Below are 13,400 nucleotides of genomic sequence, written 5' to 3' on the forward strand. Positions count from 1 at the left end.
GATCAGAATTTCGCCGAGAGATCGACCTGATAGTAGCGCGGCCGGCCCAGGAGAACCTCGGACGGGTAGAACACGTCAGCGGCCTGGGCGAACGCCTTGTTGGTCAGGTTCTCGACCCGGCCGGAGAGCGCGAGGTTGGGCCGCAGCCGCCAGGTCACATAGGCGTTGGCGACGGTGTATGACGACAGCGTCAGCGTGTTGGCGTCGTTGCCGGTGCGGGCGCCGACATGTTTCAACCCGCCGCCCACGTCCAGGGGCAGGTCGAACAGGTTGGCGTAGCTGGCCCAGAGGTTTCCCACCCACTTGGGCGCGTTGGGGATGCGGTTGCCGGACGCATCGACCAGCACCCCGGCGCCATCGACAAAGCTGAAGCGGCGGTACTTGGCGTCGGTGTAGGCGAGGTTGGCGTTGACGGTCAGGTGGTCGGTCAGCCTGGCGTCGCCGGTGGCCTCGAAGCCGCGCGAACGCTCGCTGCCCACCGGCACCGCCACATCGGGCGAGATCGCCTGCAGGATATTCCTTCGACGAATATCGTAGACCGAGACCGTCATCGACGCCCGGTTCCCCGGGGTGCTGGCCTTGATCCCCGCCTCGACCTGCCGCGACTTGCCGAGCGAGAAGTCCTCGCCGGCGTTGACCAGGAAGATGTTCGAGCCGACCGGGTCCTGGCCGGTCGTGAACGACACATAGGGCGTCACGGTCGGGGTGACGTTGTAGACGAGGCCCACGCGGTAGGTGAACGGCTGGTAGGTGCGCGAGAAGCTCGACCCGGCGTTGAAGCTGCCGTTGGCGTTGAAGTTCTTCCGGTCCAGGGCGAGGTTGTCGTAGCGGCCGCCGGTGACGAGCTTCAACCGGTCGGTCAGCGACAGGATGTCCTCGAAGAACACCGCCGTGTCGTCCCACGTCGTCGGGCTCACACGCCGCACGACCGGTCCGAACGTCCCGGGCGTGGGGTTGAACGGGTCGACGCTGTCGCCGTCCGGAAACCCGCGGGCCCGCGAGAAGTCGAGGTGGCTGTAGTCGAACCCGACCACCAGCTGGTTCGGCCGGCCCAACACGTCCGCCTTCCAGCTCAGGCTGCCCTGGTCGCCGTAGAGCTTCTGGTCGTGGAAGACGAAGAAGCGGTCCCGGTCGATCAGATTGGTCACCGGGTTGAAGGCGTAGGACTCCGAGTTCATCCACTTGCGGCTGGCGCGGTAGAAGTAGGCGTAGTTCTCGAAGGTGAGGCTGTCGCTGGGACGCCACTTCACCAGCAGCTGCGGCCAGGCGTAGGTCGAGCGGATGAAGCCGTCGCCGACGTTGTAGTTGACGTAGCGCAGGCGCTTGTCGAGCGTCAGGCCCGAGGTCGTGGAGACCACGCCGTTCTGCGGCTGGGTCGCGAAGCTCTTGGTCACCAGGGGCGTGCCCCAGTAGCCGGAGGGATGGTCCTTCAACAGGTCCAGGGAGAACTGGACGTCCAGCTCGGGCGTGGCGCGCCACAGCACCGACAGGGTGCCGTTGGTGGAGTCGCCGTCGGTGTTGTGAACGAAGCCGTTGGTTCCGGTGCGGCTGATGTCGAACCGGATCGCCACCGTGGACCCGACCGGCAACGAGCCGCCGACGCCGACGGCATAGGTTCCGAAGCTGCCGTAGGCGAACTGGGCGTTGGCGGTCGCCGGGCCGAAGGTGGGCGCCTTGTTGAGCACATTGATCGCGCCGCCGATCGCGCCCTGGCCGTAGAGCACGGACGCCGGACCTTTCAGGATCTCGACGCTCTCGACGTTGAAGGCGTTCTGCGGCCGGTTCACCATGTCGGACGGGCCGACATAGATGCCGTTGTGCAGGACGGTGATCTGGGTGTCGGAGAAACCCCGGATGTGGAAGTTCTCCAGGTCGCCAGGCGCGCCGCCGGAGGTCACCCCCGGCATGCTGTTGGCGGCCTCCTCGACGTTCAGGAACCCGCGCGTGGTCATGGTGGCGCTGGTGATCACATCGAGCGTGGCCGGGGTCTCCCGCGCCGGCAGGTCGAGGCGGCTGGCGGTGGGCGTGAACTGTTCGAGAGAGCGTACCTGTTCGCCGGTGACCACGACCTCCGAGACGGACGGGGCCACCGCGTCTGCCGCCCACGCCCCCACCGGACAGACGAGGCCGGCTGTCGTTGCAAGCATCAGGATGCGGGCCCGCGGCGTGCGGACGGACGGTCTGGTCATCGAGCCCCCTCGGCGATTGGCGCGGACGCCTTCGCGATTGCCGTTCAGTCAGCAGACCGCTCGCGCCCGTTCGCAGCCAGTACGGAACGGTTGCGGCGACGTTACAGGTCCGGTGAAACCCGCGGTCTCCGCGACACGGACGCTATTGCTTCTCGATCGCCGCAAGCCTGCCCGCCCGCCTGCGCCGGAGCAGTAGGTAGCCCGCGGGGATGACCAGCATCGACAGCAGCGGGGCGGTGAGCATGCCGCCGATCATCGGGGCGGCGATGCGGCTCATGACCTCGGAGCCCGCGCCGTGGCCGACGAGGATGGGCGCAAGGCCGGCCAGGATCACAGCCACCGTCATCGCCTTGGGCCGGACGCGCAGCAGCGCGCCCTCGCGGACCGCGGCCGTCAGCTCGGCGTCGTTCGGGTCCGGGCCGCGCTCGGCCAGGGCGTGCTTGAGATAGATCAGCATGACCACGCCGAACTCTGCGGACACGCCTGCCAGGGCGATGAAGCCGACCCCCGTGGCGACCGACTGGTGGTAACCCAGCAGGTAGAGCGCCCAGATGCCGCCGGTGAGCGCGAAGGGCAGCGTGCCCATGATCAGGGCGGCCTCATCCCAGCGCCGGAAGGACGCGTAGAGCAGCAGGAAGATGATCGCCAGCGTGGCGGGGACCACCAGCTTCAGGCGTTCGGCGGCCCGTTGCAGGTACTCGAACTGGCCGGAATAGGCGACCGAGACGCCGGGCGGCAGCTTGACGTCCTGGGCCACGGCGCGCCGCAGGTCGGTGACCACCGAGTTCAGGTCGCGGTCGCGCACGTCCACATAGACCCAGGTCGAGGGCCGGGCGTTCTCGGTCTTCAGCATCGGCGGGCCGTCGGCGATCTCGATGCGGGCCACCGTGCCGAGGGTGATCTGCTGGCCGGCCGGCGTCAGCACCGGCAGGGTGCGCAGGCCCTCCAGGCTGTCGCGCAACTCGCGGGGATAGCGCACGGTGATCGGGTAGCGGGCGACCCCCTCCACCGTCTCACCGACCGTCTGGCCACCGATGGCGCCGCCGACGATCTCCTGCACGTCGGCGATGTTGAGGCCGAACCGCGCGGCGGCGGCGCGGTCGATGTCTACGTCAACGTAGCGCCCGCCGGTCAGGCGTTCGGCGAGCGCCGAGGAGACGCCTGGCGTGCGCTTGGCGACCGCCTCCACCCGGGCGGCCACCCGGTCGAGCTGCGCCAGGTCGGATCCGGACACCTTCACGCCGATGGGGCTCTTGATGCCGGTGGCCAGCATGTCGATGCGGTTGCGGATCGGCGGGACCCAGACGTTGGCGAGGCCAGGAACCTTGACCACCCGGTCCAGCTCGGCGGTCAGCTTCTCTGGCGTCATGCCTGGCCGCCACCGGTCGCGTGGCTGGAACTGGATGGTGGTCTCGAACATCTCCAGCGGCGCCGGATCGGTCGCTGTCTCGGCGCGCCCGGCCTTGCCGAACACGCTCTCGACCTCCGGCACGGTGCGGATCAGCCGGTCGGTCTGTTGCAACAACTCCGAGGCCTTGGCCGCCGAGATGCCCGGCAGGGCCGAGGGCATGTAGAGCAGGTCGCCCTCGTCCATCGGCGGGATGAATTCCCCGCCCAGGCGGCTGAGTGGCCAGGCGGTGGTGGCGAACACCAGCAGCGCCACCGCCAGCACCGTCCGCGGCCGGCGCAGCACCCAGTCGATGGCCGGCCGGTAGGCGCGGGTGAGCCAGCGGTTGACCGGGTTCGCGTTCTCCGCCGGAATCCGCCCGCGGATCAGGTAGCCCATCAATACCGGCACAAGGGTGACGGAGAGCAGCGCGGCCCCGGCCATAGCATAGCTCTTGGTGAAGGCCAGCGGCGCGAACAGCCGGCCCTCCTGCGCCTGCAGGGCGAACACCGGCACGAACGACAGGGTGATGATCACCAGGCTGAGGAACAGCGCGGGCCCGACTTCCGCGGCGGCCTCGGTGACCACGCGCCAACCGGTATCGGGCGTCATCGTCTTGTCCGGGTGCTCGTGCGCCCAGCGTTCCAGCCGCTTGTGGGCGTTCTCGATCATCACCACGGCGGCGTCGACCATGGCGCCGACGGCGATGGCGATGCCGCCCAGCGACATGATGTTGGCGTTCACGCCCTGCAGCCGCATCACCAGGAAGGCGAACAGTACGCCGAGCGGCAGGGTCAGGATCACCACCAGCGCCGAACGGGCGTGCCAGAGGAACAGGCCGCAGACCACGGCCACCACCACGAACTCCTCGATCAGCTTGGTTGAGAGGTTGGAGACCGCCCGGTCGATGAGCTGCGAGCGATCGTAGGTGGTGACCACCTCGACACCCGGCGGCAGGCTGCGCTTCAGCTCGGCGAGCTTGTCCTTCACCGCCGCGATGGTCTCGCGCGCGTTCTTGCCGGAGCGCATGACCACGACGCCGCCCGCCACCTCGCCCTCACCGTTCAGCTCGGCGACGCCGCGACGCATCTCGGGCCCGATCTGCACCGTGGCCACGTCGCCCAGCCGCACGGGCGCCCCGCCGGCCGCCGTGCGCAGCGGGATGGCGCGGAAGTCGTCCAAAGTCTTCAGGTAGCCGCTGGCGCGGACCATGTACTCGGCCTCGCCCATCTCGAGCACCGCGCCGCCGGTCTCCTGGTTGGCGCGCTGGATCGCCGCCACGGCCTGCTGGTGGGTGACGCCATAGGCGGCGAGGCGCGTGGGATCGAGCACCACCTGGTACTGCCGGACCATGCCGCCGAGGCTGGCCACCTCCGCGACGCCGGGCAGGCTCTTCAGCTCATAGCGCAGGAACCAGTCCTGCAAGCCCCGGAGCTGGGAGAGATCGTGGCGCCCGGAGCGGTCCACCAGCGCATATTCGTAGATCCAGCCGACGCCGGTGGCGTCCGGCCCGAGCGCCGCCCTGGCCCCCGCCGGCAGGCGCCCCTGCGCCTGGTTCAGGTACTCCAGCACCCGCGAGCGGGCCCAGTAGAGGTCCGTGCCGTCCTGGAACAGCACATAGACGAAGCTGTCGCCGAAGAACGAGTAGCCGCGCACGATCTTGGCGCCGGGAACCGACAGCATGGTGGTGGTGAGCGGATAGGTGACCTGGTTCTCGACGATCTGCGGCGCCTGGCCGGGGTAGGTCGTCCGGACCACCACCTGGACGTCTGACAGGTCCGGCAGGGCGTCCACGGGCGTCGACCACACGGCGATGACGCCCGCGATCAGCAGGGCGACCGCCGCCAGCAGAACGAAGATGCGGCCCCGCACCGAGGCCCGGATGAGGGCGGCGATCATCGGGCGCCCACCGGCCGGGCCTCGACGCCGGACAGGCTGGCTTCGCTGTCGAGCAGGAACTGGCCGGAGGCCACGATCTGCTCGCCTTCGGCAAGGCCCGCCAGCACCTCGGTGCGTCCACCCGCCTCGCGACCGGATCGGATCTCCGCCGGGCGGTAGCGTCCGCCGGGCTGCGCCAGCATGACGAGGGTGCGGCGGCCGGTCCGGATCACGGCTTCCGACGGCACCGTGAGGGCCGGCTGCGACGTGCCTGCGAACTGGACCGTGGCGAACATGCCCGGCTTGAGCCGTCCGGCCGGATTGGGCAGCTCGATCCGCACCGTCAGCGTATGGCTTTCGGCCTGGGCCTGCGGCAACACGGCTGTCACCCGACCGGATAATGTCTCGCCAGGATAGGCGCTAAGCGTGGCGCTGGCCGGCTCGCCGAGCCGCACCTGACCCAACATCGCCTCCGGCACGGCCACGTTGAGCCAGACGCGCCCCAGCCCGCTCACCTCGGCCAAGGTCTGCCCGGCCGTGACCGTCATGCCGTCGCGCACCGTCAGCGTGGTGATCGCGCCGCCGATGGGCGTGGCGATGGTGGCGACATTGCGGACCTGGCCGCTCCGCTCGACGGCGGCGACCAGGGCGGGCGGCATGCCCAGCCGTTGCAAGCGTTCCCGACCGGCGCGGATCAGGGCCTCGTCCCCCGTGCGGCGCACCGCCAGATACTCGCCCTGCGCCCCGGCCCACTCGGGCACGAGGATATCGGCCAGGGGGGCGCCTGCGCTCACCACATCCCCCGGCGCGCGGCCGTAGACCCGCTGCACGAACCCGCCAGCCTTCGCCTGCACGACGGCGACGTCGCGCGAATTGAAGTCGATGACGCCGGTGGCGGTCAGCCCACTCGGCAGGATTCCGCGCTCCACCCTCGCCAGGCGCACGCCGAGGGTCTGGACCTGGGCCGGGTCGATCCGGACCCCGCTGGCCGCCTCGCCAACCCCCGCCCCTCCGGCGTACCGGGGCTGCAGCCGCATATCCATGAACGGCGACTTGCCCGGCTTGTCGAAGTGCTGCGCCGGGACCATCGGGTCGTACCAGTAGAGCACCTGGCGGCCCGTGGGCGCGACGGTGGGGGTCGGGCCGCTGGGGATCGGGCCGGCGGACCGGGTCATCCGGCCGCCGAGGAAGCCGGCGCCGCCGAGCGCGACGAGGCCAACCACGGCTAGGGCAAGGGTCTGGGCGCGAGTCATTGGGCGCTTCCGTAGGTCAGGACGATGCGGGCGGCGTCGCGGGCCACCAGGGCCTCGCGGTCCAGGGCGGTGAGCTTGGCCTCGGCCAGGGCCGAGAAGGCGTCGAGGATGTCTGGCAGGCCGGCGGTCCCGGCCGCATAGCTGGCAGTCTCCAGGTCGGCGCGCTGCTGCGCCGCCGGAAGCACGATCGCCACCGTTCGATGCCATTGGTCGTGGTGCATGATGTGGTCGGCCCAATCGGCCTCGAACTGCGCGGCGAGCGCGCGGCGGGCGTCTTCCACGGTTGCGCGGGCGCTGGCGGCCTCGGCTCGGCGGGCGGCGATCTGCGGCTCCTGGCGGCTGCCCGGCCAGAGTGGCAGGCTGACGGTCACGCCGGCCGTGAGCATGTCTCCAAACCTCGGGTCGCGGCGGCCGTAGGCGACCTCGAACCCGAGGTCCGGGCGCTTGGCGGCGCGCGCCGCGCCCACGGCGGCGTCCGCGCGGGCGATGGCCGCCCGGCTCGCCACCAGCGCGGGCACGTCCTCCAGGCCGTCTTGCAGCGCCACCGGGTCGATCTCGAAGTCGGGCGCGGCGCCGGCGGTCGAGGGGCCGGGCTCGCCGGTCCAGCGGGTCAACTGGGCGCGGGCGCGAGCCACCGCCGCTGTCTGCTCACTGCGCCGGTCCTCCAGCGCGGCGCGCATCGCCACGGGCGTCAACGCCTGCGCCGGCCGCGCCCGCCCCGACGCGACGGCCGAAGGCTGCGCGTCCCAGACAGGCGCCAGGGACCTCAGCACATGGTCGAGGGCGGCCAGCCGGCGCTCGGCATAGGCCAGATCGATCCAGGCCAGGGCGGCGCCCAGCTTCACCCGGCGCGCCTCCGCCAGGCGCATGGCCTCGGCCTCCGAGATCGCGGCGCTGGCCTCCACGTGCGCGGCGCGGCGGCGCGCGGCGTTCGGCACGTCCTGCTGGAGGCCGACGCGCGCCATAGTCATCTCGTCCGCGCCGAGCCGGCCGGCGTTCGGCCCGGTGACCGGGAGGTTTTCCAGGCTCAGGCCCAGCTTCGGATCGGGCAGCGCGCCTGCGGACCGCGCCGAGGCCCGGGCCGCATCGGCGATCAGCGATGCCGCTTGCAGGCTGGGGACCGCCGTCTGGGCTCGGTCGAGCGCCTCGGCAAAGGTCAGCGGCCCGGCCATGGCGGAGCCCGCAAGGGTGGCGGCCAGCGGCAAAGCGGCCAGCCAACGATAGGGAGACATGCTCCGACAACTCCTGCTGAAGGCGCACGGGCGCCGGGGCCGGCGGGGACGCCGCCGGTTCAGGGATCGTCAGAGCTGGATCGGTGGCCGCAGACTTCGGTCGGGCGGCCAGGAGGGCATGGCCAGCACCGCCAGCGACCCGTGGGCCATGTCGCGGACGGTGAGCTGGAGGCTCACGACGGCCCCCGTCGGCGGGGTGGTCGACGCCACCGCGGTCTGGCAGGCCACGCCCTGGTCGCACGGCGAGGCGGACTTGCCGCCCTTGGCCGGCGCGCCGCTGCCATGGCCCATGGCGGCCATGTCCTTGGTCGCCGGCTGCATCATCTGGCAGTCAGGCGGGCACGGATCGCAAGGCGCAGCCGCGGCGCGCGAGGGCAAGCCGGCGACCACAAGCATGATCGCGGCGAGCAGGCCGAGAAGGGTGTTCGCGCGCGGCATCTGCGCTGGACAATGGGCGCGGCGTCCCCTTGGCGCAAGGCGCCCGGCCTCAAGCGTCCCATGCTCCCAACAGGATCACGCCGGCGCCGGCGAGGTCGACCTGCGGCGGTTGACCTTCATCCGCCGCCGCCGGCGCTGCGCGCCTGCGAAGCCATCGGATCGACGCCGGTCGAAGAGCCTTGGCGGAACAGGGTGAAGACGCAGGCTGCAAACGACGCCCTAAACCGCGCGCCCGACAAGCCAGCCCAACCGCCAGATAGCTGAATGAAATCCGTGGCTGGGGAACTAGGACTCGAACCTAGAATGACGGTACCAAAAACCGCAGTGTTACCATTACACCATTCCCCAGCAGGAACGGCCCGTCGAGGGCTCGGCCCTCGGGAGCGGGGGAAATAGCGCAGCGGACCGACCGATGCAACGCCCCTGAACAAACCCCGCCAAGGTCTGCTTGCGGGGGCGAGGGCCATCCTCTATACGACCGCTTCCTTGCCGTCGGAGTGTGGCTCAGTCTGGTAGAGCACCGCGTTCGGGACGCGGGGGTCGCAGGTTCAAATCCTGCCACTCCGACCATTTCCTCCCGCCCCTTGCCCCCAGCCCCTTCGCGGGTTCGCGGATCTGCGCCGCCGCCGCGGCCACGATGCCGCGGCCGGTGGCGCGATTGCGCGGCGCGCGCTACTTCGCCGCCGCCTCCCCCTTGAGGTAGCGGGCCAGCCAGGCATCGACCTCGGCGTAGAAGTGGCGGCTGTCCTCGGGCTTCAGGATCCAGTGCCAGGCGTCGGGCCAGACCAGCAGGCGGCTGGGCACCTTCTGCCGCTGCAGGGTCGCCCAGTTCTCCAGGGTGTTGTTGATCGGCACCCGGAAGTCGCGCTCGCCGATCGACAGCAGCATCGGCGTCTTCCAGTCGGCGGCATAGCCGATCGGGCTCTGCTCGCGCCAGATGGCGTTGGCCTTGTCCCAGGGCGGACCGCCATTGGTGACCTCGCGGCCATAGTTGCCGTCGCTCGTGCCCCATTGGCTCTGCAGGTCCACCTCGCCGGCGTGGCTGATCAGGCATCGGTAGCGCGTGGTGGTGGCTTCCAGCCAGTTGACCAGGTGGCCGCCGTAGCTGGCCCCGGCGGCGCACATCCGCGTCCCGTCGATGAAGGGATAGCGCTTCAGGGCCTGGTCCACCGCCTGGTCGATCTCCAGGCCGGGCGTCCGCAGCGGGTCCAGCTTGATCGCCTGGGCGAACTTCTCCCCGAACCCGGTGGAGCCCGTGTAGTCGGTCATCAGGATCACGTACCCGGGCTCGGCCAGCAGGTGGTAGTTCCAGCGCAGGCTGATCTGGTCGGGGTTCATGCTGGCCGCGCCGCCATGGATGAAGACCAGCAGCGGATATTTCTTCGCCGGGTCGAAGTTGGGCGGCAGCACGATCATGTTGTGCAGCGGCCGGCCGCCGGCGCTGGTGAAGGTGAAGTGCCGGGGTGGCTGCCAGTCCAAGGTCGCGGCCAGGGCCGTGTTCACACGGGTCAGGTTGGCGTGGGTCTTCGCCGCCGGATCGATGCGCACGATCTCCGCCGGGCTCACCGCGCTGCCATAGCTGGCGATCAGGATCGGCTTGGCGGCCTTCGACGGGATCGCCAGGCTGGTGTAGCCGCCGTTGGCCGGCTCGAGCACCAGCTCCGGCTTTCCGCCGTCGGCCGCCACCCGGTAGAGGTTCTCCTTCCCGGCCTCGGGAACCAGCAGGTAGAGCGTCTTGCTGTCCGGCGTGACCTGGAACCTGACGGGCTCGCGGTCGAAGTCGCGCGCCACCACCGTGGCGACGCCGCCGGCCGGCCAGGCCACCCTGGAAAGGCGCGGCAGGTCGTAGACCTGATCGTCCTGCACGGCGTAGCTGAAATAGAGCGACTTGCCGTCCGGGCTGAAGGCGGCGTTGTCATAGTCACCCCTGGCCGTCGTCACCGCGCGCGGTTCGCCGCCGTCCGCGGCCACGCGATAGAGCTGGAAGGCCACATTCGAATAGGCCGCGTTCCACCGCTCGGTGGTGGCGTTGAAGACGATCTCCTTGCCGTCGGGGCTCCAGATCGGCTGCAGCGACACGCTGGTCTCGCCCGAGGGGCCGGAGAAGCCGGGGGCGTGGGCCAGGGCGGAAGCGGAGAGGATGTCCCGGGGCGCCGCGCCGGGCTCCAGTCCCACCACCTCGATGGTCGGCGCCCGCTCGTCCAGCCACTCGTTCCAGTAGCGGATCGGGTAGTGTTCATAGGCGCGGACATTGTACTTGCGGTCCTTCACCGCCTTGGCCGCCGTCTTGTTGGCCTCGTCGGTGAGCGCGCCGGGATAGACGCTGGTCTCGAACAGCAGGGCCTGGCCGTCGGGCCGCCACTGCGGGCCGGCCGCGCCGGTGGAGATCGTGGTCACCCGCCGCGCCTCGCCGCCCGACGCCAGATCCAGGACATAGACCTGGTCGGCCTCGTCGCCCTCGCGCTTGGCGCTGAAGGCGATGCGGCGGCTGTCCGGCGACCAGACCACGCCGCCCTCCCCGCCCCTGGTGTTGGTGAGCGGCCGCGGCGGGGCCGAGCCATCGGCCGGCACGACCCACAGGTCGCTGACCGCCTTGTCCGGCTCGTAGGACGGCTCGACGATGGAGAAGACCACCCATTTGCCGTCCGGGCTGGCCTGCGGCGCGCCGACCCGCTTCATCATCCACAGGGTCTCGTGGGTGATGTGGGCCTTGAGCGCAGGCTGGGCCTGGGCCGCGGAGGCCAGGGCCAGGGCCAGGCCCAGGGCCGCAGCCGCGGCCGCTATGGCCAGTGTCTCGCAGATCCTCATGACAGCCCTCGGGGTGATGCGTTCGAACCGGACCCTACATCGCCGACCTCCGGCCCGCGCGTCGATACGGCGGAGCGTCGCCGCCCGTTCTCCGGGTCGGGGCGAGCATGTCGTCTTTGCGCCGGCGGCAATGTATGCGAGAGGCGGCTCTGAGTATTGGCCCTGGGCGCGACCTGAGACATGAAGCAGTTCCTGATCACCGCGGCGGGCGTCTTCGCGGGCCTGTTGGTCTTCATGATCGGGGCGCCGCTGGTGCTGATCAGCCTGGTGGCCTCGGCCGCCGCCCCGCCGCCCATCCCGGCCAAGAGCGTGCTGGAACTGGACCTGCGCGGCGCGCTCACCGACCAGTCGCCGCAGAACCCGCTGTGGGGGATCGGGCGCAATTCCAACTCGGTGATGTCGATCATCTCGACCCTGCGCCGGGCCGAGAAGGACGACCGCGTCCAGGGTGTGCTGGTGCGCCTGCCGGAGGGCGGGCTGGAACCGGGGATGGCCGACGAGATCCGGCTGGCGTTCACCCACTTCCGCGCCTCGGGCAAGCCGATCTACGCCCACAGCCAGGGCATCTATCCGTCCGGCTTCGTGACCACGACCTACATGCTGGGGGCGGCCTCCGACCAGTTCTGGATGCAGCCCGGCGCGTCGCTGCAGGTGACCGGGATGGCCACCGAGGACCTGTTCTTCAAGCGCCTGTTCGATAAGTACGGCGTCGTTCCGCAGTACGAGCAGCGCTACGAATACAAGAATGCCGTCAACGGCTACCTCTATTCCGACTACACGCCCGCCCACAAGGAATCGACGCTGAGCTGGATGGGCTCGGTCTACCAGTCGAACCTGGGATTCGCCGCGGCCGACCGGAAGGGCGATCCCGCGGCCCTGAAGACCAGCCTTGAGGCCGGGCCGTACCTCGCCGAGGACGCGCTCAAGCTCAAGCTGATCGACCATGTTGGCCAGGTGCGCGAGGCCGAGCAGGCGCTGCTGGACAAGGCCGGCGACGGGGCCCAGCCAGTCGACTTCGACGACTACGCCGACGCCAACCGCAGCCGCAGCCGGCCGACCGGCGACAGCATCGCCCTGATCGAGGCCGAGGGGCCGATCATCACCGGCAAGAACCAGGGCTCGAACCCCTTCACGGGCGGGGCGACCATCTATTCCGACGATCTGGCCGGGGCGATCCTGAAGGCGGCCAAGGTCGAGTCCGTGAAGGCCATCGTGCTGCGGCTGAACTCGCCGGGCGGGTCGGACACCGCCTCCGAACAGATCCTCGACGCCATCCGGGTGGCCAAGGCGCAGAAGAAGCCGGTGGTGATCTCCATGAGCACCTATGGCGCCTCGGGCGGTTACTGGATCTCGTCGGAAGCCTCGGCGATCGTCGCCGAGCCCACCACCCTGACCGGGTCGATCGGAGTCTATGGCGGCAAGTTCGCCCTGGGCCCGGCGCTGGCCAGGTTCGGCATCGATGTGCGCGAGACCAATGTCGGCAACCCCTACGCCGGCGCCTTCGGCATGGGCCAGCCGTTCACCCCGGCCCAGCGGGCGGCCTTCTCCGGCTGGATGGACCACATCTACGGCAACTTTGTCAGCCGGGTGGCGACGGGCCGCAAGCTGCCCGAGGCCCGGGTTCGCGAGCTCGCCAAGGGCCGCGTCTGGACCGGCGTCCAGGCCAAGGACCTGGGCCTGGTGGACAAGGTTGGCGGCTTCTACCAGGCGGTGGACGTAGCCAAGGACCTGGCCGGGCTGCAGGGTGACGTAGCGATACGTCACATGTCGCCCAGCGAGGGAACGCTGGAGGCGATCCAGCACGCCCTGGGGGTTTCGGCGACCTCGGCACGGACCCTGGCGGCGGCGGCCTGGGTATTCGCCGACCCCCGCGCGCAGGGCATCCTGGACCGGATATCCGAGGCGAAACTGCGCAGCCAGGGCGGCGGCATGGTCCTCGCCCCGACCGCGATCCGATAGAGCCTTTCTGGTTCAAGTGAACTCACTTGAACCAGATAAAAAGGCTCTAACTCTTTGAATTAGAGCGCGTCGGGCGGCGAAACCGGGATCCACTTTCGCCTGACGCGCTCCAGAGGGCAACGCGACCGCGGCGGATGGCGGCGCCACCGTTCTTCTCCTCACCCGCAGGGGGAGGGGGACCGCCCGAAGGGTGGTGGAGTGGGAACGCCACCGCAGAGATCCATCCTGCAGGCCCCCTCCACCCTGCTGCGCAGGG

General features: G+C 70.2%; 6 protein-coding genes, 2 tRNA genes and 1 pseudogene. 2 read left to right on the forward strand and 7 right to left on the reverse strand.

Translation table 11 applies throughout. The annotated features are described in order from the left end of the window. Positions 1 to 2: 2 nt before the first annotated feature. From Q0R13_RS03315 to Q0R13_RS03340, 6 genes and pseudogenes are all read right to left on the reverse strand, one after another. Positions 3 to 2,189 carry a TonB-dependent receptor gene (locus Q0R13_RS03315; protein WP_293899444.1) on the reverse strand — a complete coding sequence of 729 codons (2,187 nt, stop codon included), beginning with the start codon at positions 2,187 to 2,189 and terminating at the stop codon, positions 3 to 5. A 142-nt stretch (positions 2,190 to 2,331) separates the two neighbouring features. Next, positions 2,332 to 5,475: an efflux RND transporter permease subunit gene (locus Q0R13_RS03320; RefSeq protein WP_293899447.1), complete on the reverse strand. Its 3,144-nt coding sequence runs from the start codon at positions 5,473 to 5,475 to the stop codon at positions 2,332 to 2,334. 5 nt (positions 5,476 to 5,480) lie between these two features. Then, positions 5,481 to 6,707 (reverse strand): annotated as a pseudogene (locus Q0R13_RS03325) (efflux RND transporter periplasmic adaptor subunit); the annotation flags it as partial. Continuing rightward, positions 6,704 to 7,939 carry a TolC family protein gene (locus Q0R13_RS03330; RefSeq protein WP_293899452.1) on the reverse strand — a complete coding sequence of 412 codons (1,236 nt, stop codon included), beginning with the start codon at positions 7,937 to 7,939 and terminating at the stop codon, positions 6,704 to 6,706. The gene Q0R13_RS03330 and the pseudogene Q0R13_RS03325, both read right to left, overlap by 4 nt. Positions 7,940 to 8,008: 69 nt before the next feature. Continuing rightward, complete coding sequence (locus tag Q0R13_RS03335; protein WP_293899455.1) at positions 8,009 to 8,263, reverse strand: hypothetical protein; 255 nt, start codon at positions 8,261 to 8,263, stop codon at positions 8,009 to 8,011. A 388-nt stretch (positions 8,264 to 8,651) separates the two neighbouring features. Next, positions 8,652 to 8,725: transfer RNA gene (locus Q0R13_RS03340), tRNA-Gln, on the reverse strand. Between the two features lie 145 nt (positions 8,726 to 8,870). Here Q0R13_RS03340 and Q0R13_RS03345 point away from each other — a divergent pair. Then, positions 8,871 to 8,947: transfer RNA gene (locus Q0R13_RS03345), tRNA-Pro, on the forward strand. Positions 8,948 to 9,049: 102 nt separating this feature from the next. On the opposite strand, the gene Q0R13_RS03350 is transcribed toward Q0R13_RS03345, so the two are convergent. After that, positions 9,050 to 11,185 (reverse strand): S9 family peptidase, encoded by a 2,136-nt coding sequence (locus Q0R13_RS03350; RefSeq protein WP_293899458.1) that lies wholly within the window; start codon positions 11,183 to 11,185, stop codon positions 9,050 to 9,052. A 180-nt stretch (positions 11,186 to 11,365) separates the two neighbouring features. Between Q0R13_RS03350 and sppA the strand changes: the two genes are divergently transcribed. Continuing rightward, positions 11,366 to 13,144, forward strand: a complete 1,779-nt coding sequence (sppA, locus tag Q0R13_RS03355; RefSeq protein WP_293899461.1) for a signal peptide peptidase SppA — start codon at positions 11,366 to 11,368, stop codon at positions 13,142 to 13,144. The last annotated feature ends 256 nt before the right edge of the window (positions 13,145 to 13,400 follow it).

The sequence above is a fragment of the Phenylobacterium sp. genome (assembly GCF_025351295.1).
GTDB lineage: Bacteria > Pseudomonadota > Alphaproteobacteria > Caulobacterales > Caulobacteraceae > Phenylobacterium.

Coding starts and splice junctions, on each gene's coding strand:
- sppA (WP_293899461.1), top strand. CDS start 11,366: ATGAAGCAGTTCCTGATCACCGCGGCGGGCGTCTTCGCGGGCCTGTTG.
- Q0R13_RS03320 (WP_293899447.1), bottom strand. CDS start 5,475: ATGATCGCCGCCCTCATCCGGGCCTCGGTGCGGGGCCGCATCTTCGTT.
- Q0R13_RS03315 (WP_293899444.1), bottom strand. CDS start 2,189: ATGACCAGACCGTCCGTCCGCACGCCGCGGGCCCGCATCCTGATGCTT.
- Q0R13_RS03335 (WP_293899455.1), bottom strand. CDS start 8,263: ATGATGCAGCCGGCGACCAAGGACATGGCCGCCATGGGCCATGGCAGC.
- Q0R13_RS03330 (WP_293899452.1), bottom strand. CDS start 7,939: ATGTCTCCCTATCGTTGGCTGGCCGCTTTGCCGCTGGCCGCCACCCTT.
- Q0R13_RS03350 (WP_293899458.1), bottom strand. CDS start 11,185: ATGAGGATCTGCGAGACACTGGCCATAGCGGCCGCGGCTGCGGCCCTG.